The 22155-nt window shown below is 63.6% G+C and carries 21 protein-coding genes; 9 read left to right on the top strand and 12 right to left on the bottom strand.

Going from position 1 to position 22155, the window contains the following annotated elements; translation table 11 throughout:
• Positions 1 to 44 precede the first annotated feature (44 nt).
• The 5 genes from metG to mazG all read left to right on the top strand — a co-directional run bounded on the left by metG (position 45) and on the right by mazG (position 4642).
• Positions 45 to 1604, top strand: coding sequence for a methionine--tRNA ligase (gene metG / locus U1738_RS01380; RefSeq protein ID WP_332787245.1), 1560 nt, complete (start codon positions 45 to 47; stop codon positions 1602 to 1604).
• Positions 1604 to 2380 carry a TatD family hydrolase gene (locus tag U1738_RS01375; protein ID WP_332787244.1) on the top strand — a complete coding sequence of 259 codons (777 nt, stop codon included), beginning with the start codon at positions 1604 to 1606 and terminating at the stop codon, positions 2378 to 2380. The genes metG and U1738_RS01375 overlap by 1 nt, the downstream gene beginning before the upstream one ends.
• Positions 2381 to 2390: 10 nt before the next feature.
• Entirely contained in the window at positions 2391 to 3155 is a 765-nt protein-coding gene (locus U1738_RS01370; protein WP_332787243.1) for an MBL fold metallo-hydrolase, read from the top strand.
• Complete coding sequence (locus tag U1738_RS01365; protein WP_332787242.1) at positions 3152 to 3751, top strand: retropepsin-like aspartic protease family protein; 600 nt, start codon at positions 3152 to 3154, stop codon at positions 3749 to 3751. Before U1738_RS01370 ends, U1738_RS01365 begins: the two co-directional genes overlap by 4 nt.
• A gap of 138 nt (positions 3752 to 3889) precedes the next feature.
• Positions 3890 to 4642 carry a nucleoside triphosphate pyrophosphohydrolase gene (mazG, locus tag U1738_RS01360; RefSeq protein WP_332788191.1) on the top strand — a complete coding sequence of 251 codons (753 nt, stop codon included), beginning with the start codon at positions 3890 to 3892 and terminating at the stop codon, positions 4640 to 4642.
• Here mazG and U1738_RS01355 read toward each other — a convergent pair.
• The 8 genes from U1738_RS01355 to dusB all read right to left on the bottom strand — a co-directional run bounded on the left by U1738_RS01355 (position 4620) and on the right by dusB (position 14322).
• Positions 4620 to 5261, bottom strand: a complete 642-nt coding sequence (locus tag U1738_RS01355) for a GNAT family N-acetyltransferase (protein WP_332787241.1) — start codon at positions 5259 to 5261, stop codon at positions 4620 to 4622. The two genes, mazG and U1738_RS01355, sit on opposite strands and share 23 nt — an antisense overlap.
• The gene (gene hflX / locus U1738_RS01350; protein ID WP_332787240.1) at positions 5254 to 6546 is read right to left on the bottom strand and encodes a GTPase HflX; all 1293 of its coding nucleotides are present in this window, start codon (positions 6544 to 6546) and stop codon (positions 5254 to 5256) included. Before hflX ends, U1738_RS01355 begins: the two co-directional genes overlap by 8 nt.
• Positions 6543 to 7094, bottom strand: coding sequence for an RNA chaperone Hfq (hfq, locus tag U1738_RS01345; protein WP_332788190.1), 552 nt, complete (start codon positions 7092 to 7094; stop codon positions 6543 to 6545). The genes hflX and hfq overlap by 4 nt, the downstream gene beginning before the upstream one ends.
• 68 nt (positions 7095 to 7162) lie before the next feature.
• Positions 7163 to 8536: a nitrogen assimilation response regulator NtrX gene (gene ntrX, locus U1738_RS01340; RefSeq protein ID WP_332787239.1), complete on the bottom strand. Its 1374-nt coding sequence runs from the start codon at positions 8534 to 8536 to the stop codon at positions 7163 to 7165.
• 3 nt (positions 8537 to 8539) lie between these two features.
• Positions 8540 to 10726, bottom strand: coding sequence for a sensor histidine kinase (locus U1738_RS01335; RefSeq protein ID WP_332787238.1), 2187 nt, complete (start codon positions 10724 to 10726; stop codon positions 8540 to 8542).
• 74 nt (positions 10727 to 10800) lie between these two features.
• A complete protein-coding gene (gene ntrC / locus U1738_RS01330; protein WP_443026976.1) occupies positions 10801 to 12252 on the bottom strand; it encodes a nitrogen regulation protein NR(I) in 1452 nt (483 codons plus the stop codon).
• Positions 12253 to 12268: 16 nt separating this feature from the next.
• Positions 12269 to 13327, bottom strand: coding sequence for a two-component system sensor histidine kinase NtrB (locus tag U1738_RS01325; protein ID WP_332787236.1), 1059 nt, complete (start codon positions 13325 to 13327; stop codon positions 12269 to 12271).
• Positions 13324 to 14322, bottom strand: coding sequence for a tRNA dihydrouridine synthase DusB (gene dusB, locus U1738_RS01320; RefSeq protein ID WP_332787235.1), 999 nt, complete (start codon positions 14320 to 14322; stop codon positions 13324 to 13326). Before dusB ends, U1738_RS01325 begins: the two co-directional genes overlap by 4 nt.
• A 100-nt stretch (positions 14323 to 14422) precedes the next feature.
• On the opposite strand from dusB, the gene U1738_RS01315 reads away from it, so the two are divergent.
• Genes U1738_RS01315 through U1738_RS01305 form a run of 3 tightly spaced genes read left to right on the top strand, consistent with a single transcriptional unit; the run spans position 14423 to position 16655 of the window.
• The gene (locus U1738_RS01315) at positions 14423 to 15571 is read left to right on the top strand and encodes a bifunctional 2-C-methyl-D-erythritol 4-phosphate cytidylyltransferase/2-C-methyl-D-erythritol 2,4-cyclodiphosphate synthase (protein ID WP_332787234.1); all 1149 of its coding nucleotides are present in this window, start codon (positions 14423 to 14425) and stop codon (positions 15569 to 15571) included.
• Entirely contained in the window at positions 15568 to 16104 is a 537-nt protein-coding gene (locus U1738_RS01310; protein ID WP_332787233.1) for a hypothetical protein, read from the top strand. The genes U1738_RS01315 and U1738_RS01310 overlap by 4 nt, the downstream gene beginning before the upstream one ends.
• Positions 16101 to 16655, top strand: a complete 555-nt coding sequence (locus U1738_RS01305) for a CinA family protein (protein ID WP_332787232.1) — start codon at positions 16101 to 16103, stop codon at positions 16653 to 16655. Before U1738_RS01310 ends, U1738_RS01305 begins: the two co-directional genes overlap by 4 nt.
• Here U1738_RS01305 and U1738_RS01300 read toward each other — a convergent pair.
• A complete protein-coding gene (locus U1738_RS01300) occupies positions 16583 to 17077 on the bottom strand; it encodes a type II toxin-antitoxin system RatA family toxin (protein WP_332787231.1) in 495 nt (164 codons plus the stop codon). The genes U1738_RS01305 and U1738_RS01300 overlap by 73 nt on opposite strands.
• Positions 17078 to 17183: 106 nt before the next feature.
• Positions 17184 to 18101 carry a lipoyl synthase gene (lipA, locus tag U1738_RS01295; RefSeq protein WP_332788189.1) on the bottom strand — a complete coding sequence of 306 codons (918 nt, stop codon included), beginning with the start codon at positions 18099 to 18101 and terminating at the stop codon, positions 17184 to 17186.
• Between the two features lie 107 nt (positions 18102 to 18208).
• Between lipA and U1738_RS01290 the strand changes: the two genes are divergently transcribed.
• Entirely contained in the window at positions 18209 to 18838 is a 630-nt protein-coding gene (locus U1738_RS01290) for a carbonic anhydrase (protein ID WP_332787230.1), read from the top strand.
• 32 nt (positions 18839 to 18870) lie between these two features.
• Here U1738_RS01290 and U1738_RS01285 read toward each other — a convergent pair whose 3' ends face one another.
• Entirely contained in the window at positions 18871 to 19890 is a 1020-nt protein-coding gene (locus U1738_RS01285) for a hypothetical protein (protein WP_332787229.1), read from the bottom strand.
• Positions 19891 to 20246: 356 nt separating this feature from the next.
• Positions 20247 to 22118 carry an aspartate--tRNA ligase gene (gene aspS / locus U1738_RS01280; protein ID WP_332787228.1) on the bottom strand — a complete coding sequence of 624 codons (1872 nt, stop codon included), beginning with the start codon at positions 22116 to 22118 and terminating at the stop codon, positions 20247 to 20249.
• Between the last annotated feature and the right edge of the window lie 37 nt (positions 22119 to 22155).

Raw genomic sequence — 22155 nt, 5'->3', positions numbered from 1 at the left:
CGCAGTGGTTCCACCCTATCCAAAACCACGCTAGAGCCACGCGCATGGCCGACCCTTATTACATCACCACCGCGATCAGTTACCCCAATGGCCGCCCGCATATCGGCCACGCCTACGAAGCGATCGCCGCCGACGCGATCGCCCGCTTCCACCGTCAGGCCGGGCGCGACGTGAAGTTCCAGACCGGCACCGACGAACATGGCCTGAAGATGGTTCAGGCCGCCCGCGACAAGGGCGTGAGCGTCGAGGACTTGGCCGCCGAAATGTCCGGCTATTTCCGTGCGATGGATGATGCGTTGAACATCAGCTATGATCGTTTCATCCGCACCACCGAAAGCGATCATCACCGCGCCAGCCAGGCGATCTGGCAGGCGATGGCCGATGCCGGAGATCTGTATCTCAGCCGTTACGAAGGCTGGTATTCGGTGCGCGACGAAGCGTTTTACGAGGAAAAGGAACTGGTCGACGGGGAAGGGGGGGCAAAGCTTTCCCCCCAGGGCACGCCGGTCGATTGGACCGCCGAGGAAAGCTGGTTCTTCCGCCTCTCGAAATATCAGCAGCCGTTGCTCGATCACATCGCCGCCAACCCCGATTTCATCCGCCCGGAAAGCCGGCGCAACGAGGTGGTGAAGTTCGTCGAGGGTGGCCTGATGGACCTGTCCGTTTCCCGCACCAGCTTCGATTGGGGGGTGAAGGTGCCGGGCAGTGATGGGCACGTAATGTATGTCTGGGTCGATGCGCTGACCAATTATCTGACCGGCGCGGGGTATCCCGATAACGCCGATGATCTGGCGAAATGGTGGCCGGCCGATCTGCATCTGATCGGCAAGGATATCGTGCGATTCCATGCGGTATACTGGCCGGCCTTTTTGATGTCCGCGAAGCTGGCGCTGCCCAAGACGGTGTTCGGCCACGGCTTCCTGCTTCACCGCGGCGAGAAGATGTCGAAATCTATCGGCAACGTCGTCGACCCGATCGAATTGTCCGAAGCGTTCGGCGTCGATGCGCTGCGCTATTTCCTGCTGCGCGAAGTGAGTTTCGGGCAGGACGGCAGCTATTCCGCCGAGGCGATCGTCACGCGCGTGAATGCCGAACTGGCCAACAGTTTCGGCAATCTGGCACAGCGTACCTTGTCGCAGATATTCAAGAATTGCGGTGGCGGGCTGCCGGAAATCCACGGGCTCGATGCTCCCGACACTGCCTTGTTCGACGTGGTGGACAAGGCCGTGCGCGGCGCAATGCCGGTGGCGTTCGGCGATCTGGCGTTGTCGCAGGGCATCGAGCAATGGATGCAGGCGGTCTATGCCTGCAACGCCTATGTCGACGAGCAGGCACCCTGGGCGCTGCGCAAGACCGATCCCGCGCGGATGGAGACGGTGCTGGCGGTGCTGTACATCTGCATCGCGCAACTGACGGTCGCGATCGCGCCGATCATCCCGGCGAGCGCGAAGACCCTGCTCGATCGCATGGGGATTGCCGAGGATCTTCGCACCTTCACCGCGATCGGGTCGCATTGGTATTCGCCTTTGGCGGAAAGCGACTTCAAGATCGATCAGCCGGTCGGCCTGTTCCCGCGCCTCGAACTTCCGGCCGAGACCGCCTGATGCTCGCCGACAGCCATTGTCACTTGAACTACAAGGGCTTGGCCGAAGATCAACAGGCCGTGCTGGAACGCGCCCGCGCGCGGGGTGTGACGGCGATGCTCAATATCGCGACGCGCGAGAGTGAGTGGGACGACGTTCTCGCGACCGCCGAGCGTGAGGCGGACGTCTGGGCCACGGTCGGCATCCATCCGCATGAAGCGGACAAACATTCGCACATAGATACCGCCAAGCTGGTAGACCGCGCCCGCCATCCCCGCGTCGTCGGCATCGGCGAAAGCGGGCTCGATTATTATTACTACCATAGCGACCGTGAACGGCAGCAAGCCAGTTTCCGGGCGCACATCGCGGCGTGTCGTGAAACGCAATTGCCCATCGTGGTGCACACCCGCGATGCCGAGGAAGACACGGCGGCGATTCTGCGCGAGGAAATGGGGAAGGGGGCCTATCCCGGCGTCATCCATTGCTTCACCGCCAGCGGTGCGTTCGCCGATATCGCGCTCGACCTTGGCTTCTACATCTCGATCTCCGGTATCGTGACGTTCAAGAATGCCAGGGATCTGCAGGAAACTGCAGCGCGTCTGCCGCTCGACCGGCTGCTGATCGAGACCGATGCGCCGTTCCTCGCGCCGGTGCCGCATCGCGGGAAGACCGGCGAACCCGCCTTCGTTGCCGACACCGCGAAATTCCTCGCCGATCTGCGGGGCGAGAGTGTCGAGCAATTGACCGAAGCCACCGCGCACAACTTCCATGCCTTGTTCGCCAAGACGGCGGCGTGACGGCTCGCGCGTGAAGGTTCGCATCCTCGGTTCGGGCACCTCATCCGGCGTGCCGCGGATCGGCAACGATTGGGGCGCGTGCGACCCCACCAACCCCCGCAACCGCCGCACCCGCGCATCGATCATCGTCGAGACGGCAACCACGCGTATCCTGGTCGATACCAGCCCGGACATGCGCGAACAGTTGCTCGCTGCCGACGTGTCCGATCTGAATGCGGTGATCTGGACGCACGACCATGCCGATCATTGCCACGGCATCGATGATCTTCGGCAGGTATATCATGCGAAGGGGGTGCCGGTACGCGGACTGGCACGCGCTGAAACGCTCGATCATCTCACGACGCGGTTCGCTTATGCCTTTAACGGCCGTGCCGGATATCCGCCCACCATCGCCGGCGAGGTATTGCCCGATGAAGTTCAGATCGGTGACATCCGGCTTCGCGTGGTCGATCAGCCGCACGGCAACATCCATTCGGCCGGCCTGCGCTTCGAATGCGATGGAAAATCGATCGGCTATGCGACCGATTTCAATATCTTAACCAATGATATGCGAAAACTGTATCAAGATCTCGATATCTGGATCGTCGATGCTCTGCGGCGGTTCCCCCATCCGTCGCACCCCGAACTTTCCGAGGTGCTGGAATGGATCGAGGAGCTGCAACCGGAGCGATCGGCGTTGATCCACATGGACCATTCGATGGATTATGCCGCGTTGATCGCAGAACTGCCGGATGGCGTGGAGCCGGGTTATGACGGGCTGGAGCTGACGGCATGAGCGACCGGGGCGCGGATTTTGCCATTCTGGCGCTCATGTTGATCCTGCCATTGTCTGCGCTCACCGCACGGCGTTTGCCGGTGGGCAGCGTGATGAAGATGGTGCTCGCCTGGGTTGCCATCTTCGGCGTGCTGATCGTGATCGTCGGCAATTGGGGTCGCGTCGCGCCGCTGCTTCAGCCGATCGCCGACACTTTGGGCATCAGCGACCAATCGATCTCGGGATCGACGGTGCGGATACGGATGGCGCAGGACGGGCATTTCTGGGCCTCGGTCTCGGTCAATGGCGTGGCGCGTCGGATGCTGGTCGATAGCGGAGCGACGACGACCGCCTTGTCGTCGGGCACCGCTGAGGCGGCCGGCCTGGATTTGAGCGAAAGCATCATTCCGACGGTGCTCGAGACGGCAAACGGCCCGATCAGCGCCAAGCGTGCGACGATCGCCAAACTCGACATCGGCGGCATCCAGGCGATCGATTTGTCGGTGGTAGTGTCGCCAGCGTTTGGAGACACCGACGTAATCGGCATGAATTTCCTGTCGCGGCTCAAATCCTGGCGGGTCGAGGGTGATGTGCTGATATTGGAACCTAAAGGGTGAGCCGATCAGGCACCCCCTTTCAACCTGACCCAACCTGTTCATTTTACATAATGTATATTATCGGATTTGAAGATGGCTGATGCGACGGGGGGCCTTGTGTCCTCCAATCCCTTTTCCGTCCCCGCCCGGTTTCCGGAGATGCAGCGGCTGGTCGCGATCATGGCGCGGTTGCGCGATCCGGAATCGGGGTGCGAATGGGATCGCGCTCAGGATTTCGCCTCGATCGCACCGTATTCGATCGAGGAAGCCTATGAGGTTGCCGATGCGATCGCGCGCAATGATCTGGCCGATCTCAAGGATGAGCTTGGTGACCTGCTGCTCCAGGTGATCTTCCACAGCCGCATGGCCGAGGAAGCCGGCCTGTTCGCACTGGAAGATGTCGCGGCGGGCATCTGCGACAAGATGGAACGCCGCCACCCGCACATCTTCGGCGATGCCGCGAATGGCGGGCATCATCAATGGGAGCAGATCAAGGCGGCCGAACGGGCGGCCAAGGGCAAGCAGGATGCCTGGGTCGGCGCGCTGGACGGCGTGGCGATCGGCCTGCCCGCTCTGCTCCGCGCCGAGAAGTTGCAGAAACGCGCCGCGCGCACCGGGTTCGACTGGCCCGATGCCAGCGGCGCGCGCGCCAAGGTGTTTGAGGAGATCGCCGAGATCGATGCGGCCTCGGCAGCGGAGCGCGAGGATGAGGTCGGCGACCTGTTATTCTCCGTGGTGAATTGGGCGCGGCATATCGGCGTCGATCCGGAGGCGGCCTTGCGCGGTGCGAACACGAAATTCGAAAAACGATTCAAGGCGATGGAGGCCGAAGCTGGAGAAGGTTTCTCAGCATTGTCGCTTGATGAGAAGGAAGCGCTCTGGCAGTCGATCAAGCGACCGGATCAGGGATGACCGCCGTCGCATAGGGCGCGTGGAGCTGCCATCCCAACGCCAGATAGAGCGCCCTTCCCTGATCGGTCGCAACCAGAACCGGGCACGAATCGCGCGACCGTCGTTCCCGGCCAAGGATTGCCATCATCGCGCCACCCAAGCCCCGGCGCTGATGTTCCGGCGATACGATGATGCGGTCATAGACGAAGGCGCCTTGAGTTTCAGCGGCGTAACCGCTGGCGGCCAGAGTGCCATCGGCTGCGGTTATTCGCACAGCGATCACCCCATTCTTTCGGTCGATCGTCGCGGTGTAGCCGTCGGCTAAGGGGCGCTGATCGATTGCTGATGGCCCGGTCATCATCCAGGTCGGCTCGCAAACCCGCCATGCCGGCGTGAGCAAAGCGCTCAGCACGTTGCCATCGACACAGGCCTTCAGGAATACCCTGGGACGATCGGTCGTCCGGGCCAGTTCGGCAATGGCCGGAGACGGTGCGGCGAAAACGTAGCGGCGAACTTCGGTCTCGGACCCGGTCTCCAGCCGCCATCCGTCACTTTCGGCGACCGGCACAGGCAGATTGCCCGCGATCGATCTCCCGCGCAGCCAAGCGGCCACCAGATCCGGGTCGGCCGGTTCAGACACCGCGCTGCAAGAACCGCTCGTAATCGCGCGGTGCCATGCGCACGTCGTACAACGCGCTGTCGCCTTCGACATCCTGCGCCAGCACTTCGCCATGCGCGTGCAGCCAGGCCGCGCCCGCGCCATCCCCGGCATCCAGCGTGATGGCGTAGCGACGATGCCCCGCCGTCAGCAATGTTGCGATCGTGTCGAGCAGGCCCGGCACCCCTTCCCCGCTCAGTGCCGAGATCGCCACGACATCATCGCGCCGTTCCGCTTCACCGAGCAGTTCGATCCGGTCGTCTTCGTCGAGCAGATCGAGCTTGTTCCATGCCTCGATCCGCGGCGTCGTATCATCCACGCCGATATCGCGCAGCACCGCCTCGACATCGTCACGCTGCGCCATTGTATCGGGATGCGCGATGTCGCGGATGTGAATCAGCAGATCGGCCGAGATCACCTCTTCCAGCGTCGCCTTGAACGCGGCGACCAACTGCGTCGGCAATTCGGACACGAACCCCACGGTGTCGGACAGGATCGCCTTGTCGACACCCGGCAGGCTGATCTGGCGCAACGTCGGATCGAGCGTTGCGAACAGCAAATCTTCCGCCATGACGTCGGCCCCGGTCAGGCGATTGAAAAGCGTGGACTTTCCGGCGTTGGTATAGCCGACCAGGGCGATCACCGGCCATGGCGCGCGCTGGCGCCGGTCGCGGTGCAGCCCGCGCGTGCGACTGACTTGTTCGAGCTCCTTCTTGAGCCGCGCCATACGATCGCGGATCAAGCGCCTGTCGGCCTCGATCTGTGTTTCACCCGGGCCGCCGAGAAAGCCGAAGCCGCCGCGCTGGCGTTCGAGATGGGTCCAGCTGCGCACGAGCCGGCCAGCCTGATAGTCGAGATGCGCAAGTTCGACCTGCAATCGGCCCTCGGCGGTCGCGGCGCGTTCGCCGAAGATCTCGAGGATCAGCCCGGTGCGGTCGATCACCTTGGCGCCGAGTTCCTTTTCAAGATTGCGCTGCTGCACCGGCGTCAGCGCGGCGTCGAACACGACTAGGTCGGCCTCCTCCATCCGCACCGTGGCCGCTAGCATCTCGACCTGCCCGCTGCCGATCAGGGTCGAGGGGCGCGGGGCACGGACGCGGAACGACACCTTGTCCGCCACCACGACCCCGATCGCCATGGCGAGCCCGGCGGTTTCCGCCAGTCGCGCCTCGACGTCCCGCGACGAGATGCCATGTTCGGGAAACACCACGACGCAGCGTGCGCCGCGGGCGAATTCATCCTTGTCGCGTTCGAAACCAGTGCTCAATCGTCGTCGCCGTCCGCTTGCTCATCGGCGAGGTTGAGCGGATGTGCCGGCTGGATCGTCGAAACGGCGTGCTTGTAGACAAGCTGCGACATGCCATCGCGCTGAAGCAGCATGCAGAACAGGTCGAACGCAGCGATCTGCCCCTGCAGCATCACGCCGTTGACGAGGAACATCGTCACGCTGTCCTCGGACTTGCGCACGGCGTTGAGGAAGATTTCCTGCAACAAGGGCGCGCGCTTCTGCGCCTCGCCCACCGCATTGACGATCGCGGCGACATCGACGCTGCCCGACGGCATGATCGTGGAAATGGCGTGCTTGTAGATCAACTGGCTCTGGCCGTCGCGGCGCAACAGGACGGAGAAATTATCGAACCAGGTAACGATCCCCTGCAATTTCACGCCCTTGACGAGGAACATCGTCACCGGAGTCTTCGACCGGCGCAGCGCGTTGAGAAACAGATCCTGGAGGGAAGTTTGCTTGTCGGCCATCGGTCGATCCTTTGTTCTTGGCGGGAATTTCCCGCTTTGCGCCGTTTCCCGGCGTCGGATTGCACGGGTGCGTTGCCGTGCCGCATCAATCTAGGGATGCCGGCTGCCCGCGTCCACTGGTTCGCGGACTATTCCTCGCGCGTTTCGGTGATCCCCAGCAGCTTCAGCTTCCGGTGCAGCGCCGACCGTTCCATCCCGATGAAGTGCGCCGTGCGCGAGATATTTCCGGAAAAGCGCCGGATCTGGACGCGCAGATATTCCCGCTCGAACGTCTCGCGCGCTTCGCGCAGCGGCGAACCCATGATCGCGTTGCTCCCCCCGCCCATCTCACCGGGATCACCCAGCACTTCGGCCGGCAGCAGATCGAGGTCGATGCGCCCGATCCGGTCGCCCGGTGCCATGATGATCGTGCGCTCCACCACGTTACGGAGCTGGCGGACGTTGCCCGGCCATTCGTAGCTCTGCAACGCAACCATCGCATCCGGCGCAATCTCCGGCGTCGGCACGCGGCGTTCGTTGGCGTAATGCGCCATGAAATGCATTACCAGCGCCGGGATATCCTCGCGCCGCTCGGACAGGCCGGGGATCAACACCGGCACGACGTTGAGGCGGTAATAAAGGTCTTCGCGGAAGCGCCCTTCGGCAATCTCCTGCATCAAATCGCGCGCCGTGGCGGAGACGACGCGTACGTCCACCTTAACCACGCGCTGCCCGCCGACGCGGGTGAAGCTCTGGTCGGTCAACACGCGCAGGATGCGGGCCTGTGTCGTGATCGGCATGTCGGCGATCTCGTCCAGGAACAGGGTGCCGCCATGCGCCTGTTCGAGCAGCCCGGGACGGACGAGGCCGCCGCTTTCCTCGACCCCGAACAGTTCCTCCTCGACGCGCTCCGGCGTCATCCGCGCGGCGCTGACGATCACGAACGGCGCGTCCGTACGCTGGCTCCAGCCATGGAGCAGCCGCGCGGCGACTTCCTTGCCGACCCCCGCCCCACCCATTACCAGCACGCGGCTGCCGGTGGAGGCGACACGCTTGAGCGTCGCACGCACGTTATTGATCGCGGTGGAATTGCCGGTCAGGTCATCGTCGCGGCCGACGAACGCGCGCAACGTGGCCACTTCTCGCCGTAACCGCTCATTCTCGGTTGCCCGCGCAACCATCAGCAGCAGGCGTTCGGCCTCGAACGGTTTTTCGATGAAATCCACCGCGCCGCGCCGGATCGCGGCGACCGCGGTGTCGAGATTGCCATGCCCGGAAATGACCAGAACCGGGATCGACGGATCGCGTCGCTTCATCTCATCGAGCAGATCCAGCCCGTCGAGCTTGGAGTCCTTCAGCCACACATCCAGCAGCACCAGCGAGGGCCGTCGCGCGGCGATCGCCTCCAGCGCCGCATCGCTGTCGGCGGCCGTGCGGGCGTCATAGCCTTCGTCTTCCAGAACGCCGGATACGAGTTCCCGGATATCGCGTTCGTCATCGACGATGAGGATGTCGAGCGCCATGATTTATGTCCGTATCTTGAGGTCTGAGGGGCGACGGCCGACATCGTCTTCGTCTTCGGCATCGCTGCCGGTGTCGAGCCGCGCGAGTGCGGCGGCATCGAACCGCATCGTAACGAGGGTGCCCCCGCCCTCGCGGTCGCCGAAGGTCATCGTGCCGCAATGCTCCTCGACGATCTTGTTGACGATGGCGAGGCCGAGGCCAGTGCCCCGCGCCCGCGTCGTCATATAGGGTTCGACGATACGGTCGCGCGCGGCCGGCAGGCCGACGCCATTGTCGGAAATCTCCACCGTCACCTGCCGCGCGGGATCGCCGGACAGGGTCATGATGACCTCTCCGTCCTCGGCGTCCCTGGCTTCGATCGCCTCGATCGCGTTCTTGACGATGTTGGTCAGCGCCTGCCCGATCTGGCGTCGATCGCAGACCAGATCGATCGCCGCGCGATCATGCTCCAGCGCGACGCGAACGCCGGGATGCGCGACCTCGTGCAGGAACTGCGCCTGGCGGGCGATATCGACCAGCGATTCGCGCTTGAACAGCGGCTTGGGCATGCGTGCGAAGGAAGAGAATTCATCGACCATGCGGCGCAGGTCGCCGACTTGGCGGATGATCGTCTCGGTCAGGCGAGCGAACGTGCCGTCGTCATTGGCGATCTGCTTGCCGTAGCGGCGTTGCAATCGTTCGGCGGCGAGCTGGATCGGGGTCAGCGGGTTCTTGATCTCGTGCGCAATGCGGCGGGCGACGTCCGACCAGGCGGCACGGCGCTGATCGAGCAATTGCTGAGTGATGTCGTCGAAGGTTAGGATCGGTCCGGCAGCGGCGCGGGCGATGCGCACCGCCAGCGTCCGCGCCTCGCCATGCGCATCGACCTCCACGATCGCATCGCGCTGGTCGGTATCGATCAAGGCCGCGAGTTCGGGCGCGATATCGGCCAGTTGCCGTCCGACCGGGCTGTTCTCGCCGGTGTTTAGGAGTTCGGCGGCCGAGCGGTTAATCAGTCGGATCGTGCCGTCCCCGGCGATCGAGACGACGCCGGCGCTGACCCCGGACATCACCGCCTCGATCAGCGCGCGGCGGCTTTCCAGTGCGCCGGTCTGGGCCTGCAACTGATCGGTCATCACGTTGAAGGCGTTGGCCAATGTGCCGAACTCGTCATTGGTCTTGGAGCGGGGCACGCGTGCGGTCAGGTCGCCCGAGGCGACCTTGTGCGCCGCTGCGACGAGTTCCCCGACCGGCCGCACCAGTCGATCGGCCACGACCAGCGCGATCCACACCGCGATTCCGACGATCAGCAGCGACACGACCATCAGCGCCGCATTGAAGCGAAGTTGCAGCGCGCGCGACCGGGTCTGCAACGCGCTGTAATCGGCGATGATCGCATCGCCGCGCTTGAGCTGCACCGCCAGCCGATCCTCGATCAGGCGCGACGTATAGAGATAGGTATCCTTGCCGAAGCCCAATTTCACCGCAGCGCCGACGCGCTTGTTGTCGGTGATCGGCACGACCTGTTCCCCGCGATCGAGCCGGTCCATGACGGCGCGGCTGATGATGTTCTCGGTAGACCGGCCGTACGGGTTGAGGACGATCAGCGGATTGACCTCGCCCTTGCGGACGATCATCGCTTCGGAGAGTTCGCGATTATAGGTTTGCAGGAACAACAATTCCTGAAAACGCTTGGCGTCGATCGGGATGGTCTGGAGATAGCCGACCAGGTCCGGCCCCATCGCCATCGCATTGCCTTCGACGCGCTCCACCTCGCGCTGGAAATTCTCCTGCACCAGCGACCGGGCATTGCCGACCAGCGCGGCGGTGCGTTGCGACGACCAGAATTCCACGCCGTATTGGAACAGCAGGGAGGCGAAGATCACCACCAACAGCGTCGGCACGGCGGCGATGAGCGAGAACATCGCTACCAGTTGGACATGGAGCCTGGCCCTGCCCCCGATCGGCGACCGCGCGGCGCGGCGCACCGCGATGCGTCGGCCGAGCAGCACGAGCAACGCGATGCCGGGCAGCAGATTGGAGACCAGCAGGAAGGCGACGACCGGTGGCGTCAGGATATTCTGCGGCGTGCCACTGGATTTCAGCAGGAAGTAGCTCGCCAGCGCGATCGCCAGTGCGACACCGAGCACGAGCAGTTCGACGAAGGGCATCACGCTGAACCGGCGGTTCGTCGCTGTTGGGGCGTCCATCGTTATGGTTTCGGCCGTCATCGTGGCCTTAGTACAACGCAATTGTGGCCATTAGAACACAGTTTATCGTCGGCCTACCCCGTCACACTCTCGGCCGGACGCCCGGCGGCCGGATCGATGCCCAAAGTATCGAGCCGTTTCCTCAATGTGTTACGGTTGATCCCCAGCGCGCGCGCTGCCCGCAACTGGTTCTGCCCGTGCCGCGCGAGCATCGCCTCGATCAGCGGGCGTTCGACCTCGCCGATGATCCGGTCGTAGAGCGTGCCGTCGTCAAGCACCGCCGGTTCCTCGCGCGCCAGGCGTTCGAGCCGCGCCTGCACCGCTGCCTCGATCCCTGCATCGCCATCGAACTGCGGCCGCTGCGTGGCGGTGGCACCGAGCATCGCGCGCACTTCGCCGGCATCGATGCGCTCGTCGCGCGCCAGCACGGCCATGCGGCGCATGATGTTCTCCAACTCGCGCACGTTGCCGGGCCAGTCGTAATTCTCCAGCGAGACGATGGCCTGCGGTTCGAGCTGCTTGCGCGGCAGGCCGCTCTCCGCCGCCTTGTCGAGGAAATGGCGCGCGAGCAAAGCGATGTCCTGCCGCCGCGCACGCAACGCCGGAAGCGTCACCGGCACGACGTTGAGGCGGTAGAACAGATCCTCGCGGAACTGCCCGCCCGCCACTAGGCCTGACAGATCCTTGTTGGTCGCCGCGACGATGCGCACGTCGGCGCGGATCGTGCGTGCCCCACCGACGGTGGTGAATTCGCCCGATTGCAGCACGCGCAGCAATCGCGTTTGCGCCTCCATCGGCATGTCGCCGATCTCGTCCAGAAACAGCGTGCCGCCTGCTGCCTGTTCGAACCGCCCGGCGGAGCGCGCCTGCGCGCCGGTGAACGCGCCGCGTTCATGCCCGAACAATTCCGCCTCGATCAGTTCGCGCGGGATCGCCGCCATGTTGATCGCCACGAAAGGGAAGCGCTTGCGCGGCCCCAGATCGTGGATCGCGCGCGCGACCAGTTCCTTGCCGGTGCCGGATTCGCCGGAGATCAACACCGTCAGGTCGTTCGACACGACCCGCGCGATGATCCGATACACGTCCTGCATCGCCGCCGACCGCCCGATCAGCGGCAGCGTGGCGTCATCCTCCCCCACAGGATCGATCGGCCCACCCGAATCACGTGCCAACGCCCCCAGCACCGCGCGCGACAGGGCATCCAGATCGAATGGCTTAGGCAGATAATCATAGGCGCCGACCTCGGTCGCACGCACTGCGGTGCTCAGCGTATTTTGCGCCGACAGCACGATCACCGGCAAATTGGGATGCTCGACGGTCAGGCGCGCGATCCGGTCGAGACCATTGCCGTCGGGCAGCACGACGTCGGAGATCAGCACATCCGGCATCGCGATCGCCAGTTGCACCTCCAGTTCGGCCAAGGTCGCGACGGACGTCACCCGGTGCCCCTCGCGGCGCAGGGATTGCGCGACGACGGTTCGGATCGCCGCATCGTCGTCCACCACCAGGATATTGCCGGATTTGATCACTTATTGCCCTTCATCATTGCCCTCGGGGCAGAAGAATGCGGAACACGGTCGCTTCGGGCGAACCTTCGCGCGCATATTGGATGATGCCGCCCATATCGCGCACCAGCTTGTCGACCAGGGCGAGGCCAAGCCCCTGCCCCTCCGGTTTGCCGCTGATGAACGGATCGAACAGATGTTCGGAGATTTCGGCCGGCGCACCAGGGCCGTTGTCGATCACGCAGATCTCGATCGGCAGCGGCTGGCGCGGACGGCCCGGTGCCGCGCTGACCGCCATGCCGTGCCGGTATGCGGTGGACAGGACGATGCGGGCATCGGCCTGTAGCGTCATCGCCTCGCAAGCGTTCTTGAGCAGGTTCAGGACCACCTGCAGGATCGCATCGCGATCGCCCAGCACGGGGGGTAGCGAGGGATCGAAGCGTTCCTCGATCGTCACCTTGGCGGCAAAGCCCGCCGTGGCGACGCGCCGCGCATGATCGAGCAGAGGATAGATATTCTCCGGCGCCAGCTTCAGCGGACGCGTATCGGTGAAATCCTGCATCCGGTCGATCAGCGCGGCGATGCGATCGACCTCGGTCACGATCAGCGTGGTGAGTTCGTCGCCCTCCTTGCCTCGCCCGAGCAATTGCGCCGCGCCGCGGATCCCGGATAGCGGGTTCTTGATCTCATGCGCCAGCATCGCCGCGGCCCCCACGGCGGCCCGCGCGGCGGAGGCGCGATCGGCGCTGTGGCCCAGCCGCCGCGATGTGGCGGCATGATGCAAGGTGATCGTGCGCCAGCCGGGATGATCGGCCACCCCGGATTCGATGAAATCCGCCCGCACCCTTCCCCCGCGCGCCAGTTCCAGTTCGCTGTCGAATGCAGCGAAGCCATGATCGTCGCGACTGGCGGGATCGCGCGGCGAACGCAGCACCGATTCGAGCGGCTGGCCGAGCATCGCGCGCTCCGACAGGTTGAGCAAAGCCTCGCAATCGGCATTGGCATGCGCGATATTGCCCTGCGGATCGATCACCATCACCGCGACCGGCAGCGCCGCGAACAGTTCGGCGAACCCCGGCCCCCCGGTACGGGTCATGCCGCCGCGCGGCTGCGATACGGTGCGTAGAATTCGGCGAGCATCGCCTGCACGACCTTCGGGTCCGGGATCTGGTTCACGCGATTGCGGAACTCGGCCGATCCGTGGATGCCGCGCGTATACCAACCGATATGCTTGCGCGCCATGTTGACGCCGACCTCGTTGCCGTAATGGCTCAGCATCGCATCGTAATGCTCGGCGATGACGTCATATTGCTCGCCCAGATCGGGGTCGGACACGCGCCGCCCGGTGGCGAACCATTCCATCACCTGCGCCAGGAACCACGGCCGGCCGTAAGCGCCGCGCCCGATCATCACCCCGTCCGCGCCCGATTGCTCCAGCGCCGCCTCGGCATCCTCGATCGTGCAGATATCGCCATTGGCGATCACCGGTACGTCGACCGCGTCCTTCACCTTGCGGATGAAGGCCCAGTCGGCACTGCCCTTGTACATCTGGTTGCGCGTGCGCCCATGCACCGCGATCAGCTTCACGCCCAATTCTTGCGCGATCTTCGCCAGTTCCGGCGCGTTCAAACTGTCATGGCACCAGCCCATGCGCATCTTCAGCGTCACCGGCACGGTGACGGCATCGACCACGCCCCGGATGATCGCCGCGGCATTGTCGAGATCGCGCATCAGCGCCGAACCGGCATCGCCGTTCGTCACCTTGCGCACCGGGCAGCCCATATTGATGTCGATGATCGCCGCGCCGCGATCCTGACTCAGCTTCGCCGCCTCGCCCATTTCATGCGGCGTGCAGCCGACGAGCTGCATCGACACCGGATCTTCGCTTGCATGCCACGCCGCCTTTTGTAGCGACTGGCGTGTCTCGCGGATCGCCGCCTGGCTGGCCACCATTTCGGTGACGTTCAGCCCGGAGCCGTAGCGGCGCACGAGTGTGCGAAACGGCAGGTCGGTCACGCCGGTCATCGGCGCGAGCACGACGGGGCGGTCGATCCGCACGGGGCCGACCTGAATGGGAGCCAGAGTCTTCAAAGGGGGTGTTTTCATAATATGCCTGAAAAACGGGCAGTAGCGGCGGCGGCCCGAAATGGCAAGGCTGGCGAGGCCGTTCGGCTTGGGCTAGGCGAAGCGAATGTCCTCCCCCCTCACCGCCGCCATCATCGTCGCCGCCGGCTCCGGCTCGCGCAGCGGCAGCGATACGCCCAAGCAATTTGCCACGGTCGCCGGCAAGCCGATGATCGCGCACAGCCATGCCGCGCTCGCCGCGCATCCGGCGATCTCCCGCATCGTCGTCGTGATCGGCGAAGATCAGGACCAGATGCTGGCCGAAGCCGTGCCGGGCGCGGCCAGCATCACCGGCGGCGCGACCCGACGGCTGTCGGTGCTGGCTGGCCTCGAGGCGTTGGCCGACAGCGATATCGAATCCGTCCTGATCCACGATGCCGCCCGCCCCTTCCTGTCTGCCGCCATCATCGATCGCCTGATCGCCGCGCTGGTCGAGACGGATGGCGCCCTGCCTGCACTGCCCGTCGCCGATACGCTGGCGCGAGGCGATGCCTCACTCGGCGAAACCGTGGACCGAAACGGCCTGTGGCGAGTCCAGACCCCGCAGGCGTTCCACTTCGCCACCATCCTCGATGCGCACCGCAACTGGACCTTCGACGAGCCTACCGACGACGCGCAGATGGTGCGACGGCTTGGCGGCAGCGTCGCGATGGTCGAAGGAGATACGATGCTCGACAAGATCACCTACCCCGCCGATTTCGCTGCCGCCGAGGCGCGCCACGATGCCGTGTCACTCATCTCCCGCAGCGCCAGCGGCTTCGACGTTCATCGGCTCGAATTCGGCGAGGAACTCTGGCTCGGCGGTGTCCTGATCCCGCACGACAAGGGCTTGTCCGGCCATAGCGACGCCGACGTGGCGCTCCATGCGATCACCGACGCCCTGCTCGGCACGATCGCGGCAGGCGATATCGGTACGCACTTCCCGCCCAGCGATCCGCAATGGAAGGGTGCCGATTCGGCGCAATTCCTCGAACACGCCGCCGGTCTGGTTCGCGCGGAAGGTGGGATCATCGACTTCATCGATCTTACGCTGATGTGCGAAGCCCCCAAGATCGGCCCGCACCGCGAGGCCATGCGCACCCGCATCGCCAGCCTGCTCGGCCTGACTCCGCGACAGGTCAGCGTGAAGGCCACGACCACCGAACGCCTCGGCTTCACCGGGCGCGGCGAGGGCATTGCGGCGCAGGCCATGGCGACGATCCGGATCCCCGCGTGAAGCGCGCCCTATTCGCCCTGTTCGCGGCCAGCCTGATCGCCGCGCCGGCCGCCGCACAGCCGATGCGCTGCCTGAAACCCGAAGAGGCCGAATCGCTCGCGCTCGTCGCGCTGCCCGACATCCTGCGGGAAACCGCCCGGATCTGCACCACGGCCCTGCCCCCCTCCGCGTTCGTGCGCGCCAATTCGGCACCGCTGATCGCGAAATACCAGGCCGAGGCCGATCGCGCCTGGCCTGCCGCGCAGAAAGCGCTGCTGAAGCTCACCGATCCGATCATCGAACCTCTGCTCAACACGCAGGTCGCGCGCCAGATGCTCACCACGCTGGCCGTGTCACAGATCGTCGGCCGGATCGATGTCGGCGATTGCGGGAAGATCGATCGCATGGCCTCGCTGCTCCAGCCGCTGCCGCCCCGCAACACGGCGGGCTTGATCGTAACCGCTCTTCAGTATCTGAAGGAGCATAAGGCGAACGGCAAGATCGGCGCGAAGGGCGTGCCCGACCTGCCGATCTGCGCGGAACCGAAGCCATGACGACGCCTACCGCGATTGCGGACACGATCTTGCCGGCCGAACTGGTCGAAGCCGCGCGCAAGGTGGTCGAACAGAACCTCGCCATCGGTCGCCGCGTCAGCGTGGCGGAAAGCTGCACCGGCGGGCTGGTCTGCGCAGCGCTGACCGAGATCCCCGGCTCGTCGGAAGTGCTCGGCTGCGGCTTCGTCACCTATTCCAACGATGCGAAGCTCGATCTGCTGCGCGTCAGTTCCGATGTGCTGGAAACCTTCGGCGCGGTCTCGATCGCGGTCGCGTGGAGCATGGCGCAGGGCGCGTTGGAACGCAGCGGCGCGGATGTCGCGGTGGCGATCACCGGCATCGCCGGGCCGGAGGGCGGATCGGACAAGAAACCGGTCGGCACCGTCGTGTTCGCGCGCGCGGAAAAGGGGGCGGATCCGGCCAATATCGTCGCGGATCGCAAGCAATATGGCGATATCGGGCGTGGTGGCGTGCGCCTTCAGGCGGCGCTGTGCGCGCTCGAACTGCTGTTGCCGCCGCCACCTGTCGAAGCGCCTGCGGACGCCCCGTAAAGCACGGCCGCACGCTCCTCGAACGCGCCGATCATCTTGCGCAACGCTGCGCCGAACACCTGCCCGGCCAGCATCTCGAACACCCGGTTCTTGAACGCGAAGTCGACCGTGAAATCGACGAAGCACGCGCCCTCCCCATCGGGACGGAACGTCCAGTCGTTGCGCAGATATTTGAGCGGCCCGTCGAGATAATCGACCTTGATGCCTGTCGGCCGCTGCTTTTCGACCTTGGACGTGAACGTCTCGCGCAGCCCCTTGAAACCGACGATCATGTCGGCGACCATTTCGGTCGCACTGTTCGATCGCACCCGGATCGCGGTTACCCAGGGCAGGAACTCGGCATAGCGCCCAACATCCGCGACCAGATCGAACATCTGTTCGCAGCTATACGGCAGGCGCCGGGTTTCGGAGTGGCGAGGCATGCCTAACCCGTTATCCCAGCGAAGGCTGGGATCTCCATGAGGCGCGCGGGACAACAGCCCCATGAATACCCCAGCCTGCGCTGGGGTGACGATACGGGGGCAGTGATCACCGCCCCAATTTCGCCTCACGCGCCGCGCGCAGGCGCATGAAATCGTCCCCGGCGTGATAGCTCGATCGTGTCAACGGTGATGCGGCGACCAGCAGGAATCCCTTGGCCCGCGCGATTGCGGCATAAGCGTCGAACGCCTGCGGGGTTACGAAATCGATCACCTTGGCGTGACGCGGCGTCGGCTGGAGATATTGGCCGAGCGTGAGGAAATCGACATCGGCGCTGCGCATGTCGTCCATCACCTGATGCACCTCCATCCGCTCCTCGCCCAGGCCCATCATCATGCCCGATTTGGTAAAGATCGACGAATCGTGCCGCTTCACGCTCTCCAGCAAGCGCAGCGAAGCGTAATAACGCGCGCCCGGCCGGATCGTAGGATACAGACGAGGCACCGTCTCGAGATTGTGATTGTAGACGTCCGGCCCCGCCTCGACGATCGACTCGACCGCGGCCTGCGCCTTGTTGCGGAAATCGGGCGTCAGGATTTCGATCGTCGTGTCCGGCGTCGTACGGCGCAGCGCCTGGATCACCTTCACGAACTGCGATGCACCGCCATCCGGGAGATCGTCGCGATCGACCGAGGTGATGACGATATGGCTCAGGCCCAGTTCGGCCGCGGCATCGGCGGTGTGCTGCGGCTCCAGCGCGTCCACCTTGCGGGGCATGCCGGTCTTCACGTTGCAGAATGCGCAGGCGCGCGTGCACGTGTCGCCTAGGATCATCACCGTGGCGTGCTTCTTGGTCCAGCATTCGCCGATATTCGGGCAGGCCGCTTCCTCGCACACCGTGTTGAGGCCCAGCCGACGCATCATCGCCTTGGTCTCGGCAAACCCCGTGCTGGTCGGCGCCTTGACGCGAATCCAGTCCGGCTTGCGTTGGCGCGGGACGGGGGTAAGCGGAGTCATCTCGTTCATGGGCGTGAGATAGCGACGGAGTACGATCGACACAACACGCCGCCTCATGGACCTTTTTTCGGCATGGCGTTTTCTACCCCCTGCCCCTTTAGCGACAAGGACCACCGATGACCGAATTTACCGACCTGCTCGCCGGCTATCAGCGGTTCCGTGCCGACGATTACGAGCATGAGCGCGAGCGCTGGGCGCAATTGCGCGAAGGCCAAAGCCCCAAGGTGATGGTCATCGCCTGTTCCGATAGCCGGGTCGATCCGACGCAGATCTTCGATGCCTCGCCCGGCGAGATGTTCGTCGTGCGCAACGTCGCCAATCTCGTGCCCCCGTTCGAGGACAATAAGGGCCGCCACGGCGTATCCGCCGCGCTGGAATTCGCCGTCACGCAGTTGGAGGTGAGCGACATCCTCGTGCTCGGCCACGGGTCGTGCGGCGGCGTCTCGGCGGCGCTGTCGCGTCGTTTCGCGGATCAGCCGGCCGGCGAAGGCGGCTTCATCGCGCATTGGGTCGACATGCTGGACGAAGCACGCGACCGGATCGTCGCCGAACACGGCACCGGGCCGGAAGCCGTCAAGGCGCTGGAGCTTGAAACCGTCCGCGTCTCGATCGCCAATCTGCGCACCTTTCCGTTCGTGCCGGAGCGCGAAGCGGCCGGAACGCTACGGTTGCGCGGTGCCTATTTCGCCATCGCCGACGGGGTGTTGCACGTGATGGGCGACGATGGCGAGTTCGGGCCGGCATGAATTACATCACGCCAGCTTAGCGTATCCCAGGATCAGAAACTGGATGTCAGCGTGATCGATGGCCCAGTATCGAAGACGAAATAGTCCTTGCCTGCGGCATCAGACCAATTTTTCTGAGCGAACGCGGCAAGTTCGATCGCAATATCGGGCGTGAGCTTATGATTATATCCCCCAGATATTTTCAGGTTCTGGTCGTCCCGGCCGCGCGCCGTTCCGCCGGTATAATGGATCAATTGGCCGCGCCCGCCTAAGAACACGTAGCTTTCATGATTATCATTGAGATAGCGGCGATACGCACTCGACAGCGTGAACCTGTTCTGCTCGGTGCTGGCCAACGTTGCCTCGCGGCGCTGCGCATTGAGGTCCAGGGTGAACACGCTGTCTTTGCCATCGAACTGGCGGCTAACACCCGCCACGAAGCCGTGCGTGGTCACGATACGACTGCCGAACTGACCATTGTAAATCCCTAGGATTGTGTAGTTGCCGTAAGGTGACACTTGTTTAGAAGGGTCGCCGTACCGCACCGACAGTGTGCCGGAATAATCCGACCCATCCGTGTCGCGATGACGCGTGTGCACGTCCAAATCCACGACACTAGACAAGCCGATCTTCAGTTTTCCCGCAAGCCAGTCGTGGCTCAATCCGATCTGCGGCGTAGTATGAAAGGCACCGCGCTCGGTGGAGGCTGCGTTGCTCACATTGCTATTGTAAGTGAAGGGAAGCGCCAGTTTGAACTTCCAGGGCTGCGTAGCGCTACCGTCAAGTGCGAAGATCTTATCGAAACTCGATCCGGCCGAAGTGAAATCAGCGACACGATCCAGCCGTGCTTCGGCGATATCCAGCGCCTTATCGGGCGTCGTCTGCGCTAGGCAGGGCTGGGCACAGACGCTCGCAAATATTATCGTTGCGCGGCAAACACTTTGGATCATTGGCTTTGTACCCCCGATGCGCGCGGTTTTCCCCTTGCCGCAGATATCTACACTTGCGATCGACGAAAGTCTTGAGGATTTCCCGCCCCTCAATACGCGCCTCCGCCTGATCGATTCGTGCATTGACCTCTTGAGCAACCGCTATCGATGGATAGCAGCATAACACTGTTACCGATAGGCCAGCAAACATCCGGAATGAACTAATTATCATCCATCGCTTGTTGCGCATCGTTTCTTAATACAGGCTGTACTACGACATTTTCGGTTGGTCGGCCCGGCAATCATTCATCCTGCAAAATGTAAAGGACGTGGAAGGCGGGTCTGCAACTTTGCAAAATCCTGCCAGCGTTCTGATCGAACAGGTTGATCTTCATGCAGAGATCCGGCCAATGTGTCGCGAAGCTGTATGCCGCAACAGCCGCAGCGTTTCAGCGCCAGCCGAAGACGCAGCCGCTGGCTATCATCCCAGTCAAGCCGACTCACTCGCTCGGCTTCACCCCGACCGGCTGGACCGTCTTCAAATTCAGTTCCTTCAACTGCTTCTCGGTCGCGAAGTTCGGCGCGCCCATCATCAGGTCCTCGGCCTTCTGCGTCATCGGGAAGGTGATGACCTCGCGGATGTTCGGCTCGTCGGCCAGCAACATGACGATGCGGTCCACGCCCGGTGCCGAACCACCATGCGGCGGCGCGCCGCACTTGAACGCGTTGATCATGCCGGCGAAGTTCAGATCGACATCGGCTTGGGTGTAACCGGCGATCTCGAACGCCTTGTACATGATCTCCGGCTTGTGGTTCCGGATCGCGCCGGATGAGAGTTCGATCCCGTTGCAGACGATGTCGTACTGATACGCGAGGATATCGAGCGGGTTCATCGTCTCCAGCGCGCCCATCTCGCCCTGCGGCATCGAAAACGGGTTGTGGCTGAAATCGACCTTTTTCGCGTCCTCGTCGTATTCGAACATCGGGAAATCGACGATCCAGCAGAATTCGAAACGCTTGTCGTCGATCAGCCCCAATTGATCCGCGATGCGGGTGCGCGCCAGGCCGGCGAGCTTCGCCGCCGACGCTTCCTTGCCGGCCGCGAAAAATAGGCCGTCGCCGGGTTCGATCTCGCAAATATCTGCGATTTTTAGGACGCGCTCAGCATCCATATTTTTTAGCACCGGCCCACGCGCGACAGTCCAACCCTGAGATAGCTCGCTTATAGGGATTTCCTCACCCGAGCGTTGCTTGCGCTCAATTGTTAAACCATCCTCGAAACGCGCCCACGCCAGTCCAGAGAAACCTTCGGTCTTCGCCCAGTCATTTAGTTCGTCAAAAAATTTGCGGCTACGATCGGCTGTTTTAGGCGCACGAATTGCTCGAACAACGCCACCCTCCGAAACAATGCTGTCGAACACATCGAAGCCGGAGCCAAGAAATACGTCCGATACATCCTTAATCTCAATTGGATTGCGCAGGTCCGGCTTGTCATTGCCGTACTTCAGCATCGATTCGCGATAAGCAATTTGCTTGAACGGCAACGCGCTGACCATGCGCCCCTTACCCTGCCAGTCGGCGAATTCCTCGAATACGCCGTGCAGAACCGGCTCGATCGCCGCGAAGACGTCTTCCTGCGTGACATAGCTCATCTCGAAATCCAGCTGGTAGAATTCGCCCGGCGAGCGATCCGCGCGCGCATCCTCGTCGCGGAAGCACGGCGCGATCTGGAAATAGCGATCGAACCCGGCGACCATCAGCAGTTGCTTGAACATCTGCGGCGCCTGCGGCAGCGCGTAGAACTTGCCTGGATGCACACGGCTCGGCACCAGATAATCGCGCGCGCCTTCGGGGCTGCTCGCGGTCAGGATCGGCGTCTGGAATTCGGTGAAGCCCTGCCCGATCATGCGTTGGCGCAGCGATGAAATCACGTTCGACCGCAGCATGACGTTGGCGTGCAACCGCTCGCGGCGCAGATCAAGGAAACGATAGCGCAGGCGGATATCCTCGGGATATTCATTCTCGCCAAACACCGGCATCGGCAATTCCTGCGCCGCCGATTGCACCACCACGTCGCGCGCGCGGATCTCGATTTCGCCCGAGGGCAGGTTCGCATTCACCGTCTCGGCCGAACGCGCCACCACATCGCCGGTGATCGTCACGACCGATTCCGCGCGCAGCTTGTCCAGCAAGGCATGCGTCGGGCTGTCGCTGTCGGTCACGATCTGGGTGATGCCATAATGGTCGCGCAGATCGACGAACAGCAGGTTGCCGTGGTCACGCTTGCGGTGGACCCACCCCGAAAGCTTGACGGACGTCCCGACATCGGCGGCGCGAAGCTGGGCGCAGGTGTGCGTGCGATAGGCGTGCATGATCGTTCTTCTTGCTTCGTCACCCCGGCGAAGGCCG

Source organism: Parasphingomonas caseinilytica, from assembly GCF_036663755.1.
GTDB lineage: Bacteria > Pseudomonadota > Alphaproteobacteria > Sphingomonadales > Sphingomonadaceae > Sphingomonas.
Note: the sequence above shows the minus strand (reverse complement) of the source record. Positions and strands in the feature narration are given on the sequence as shown.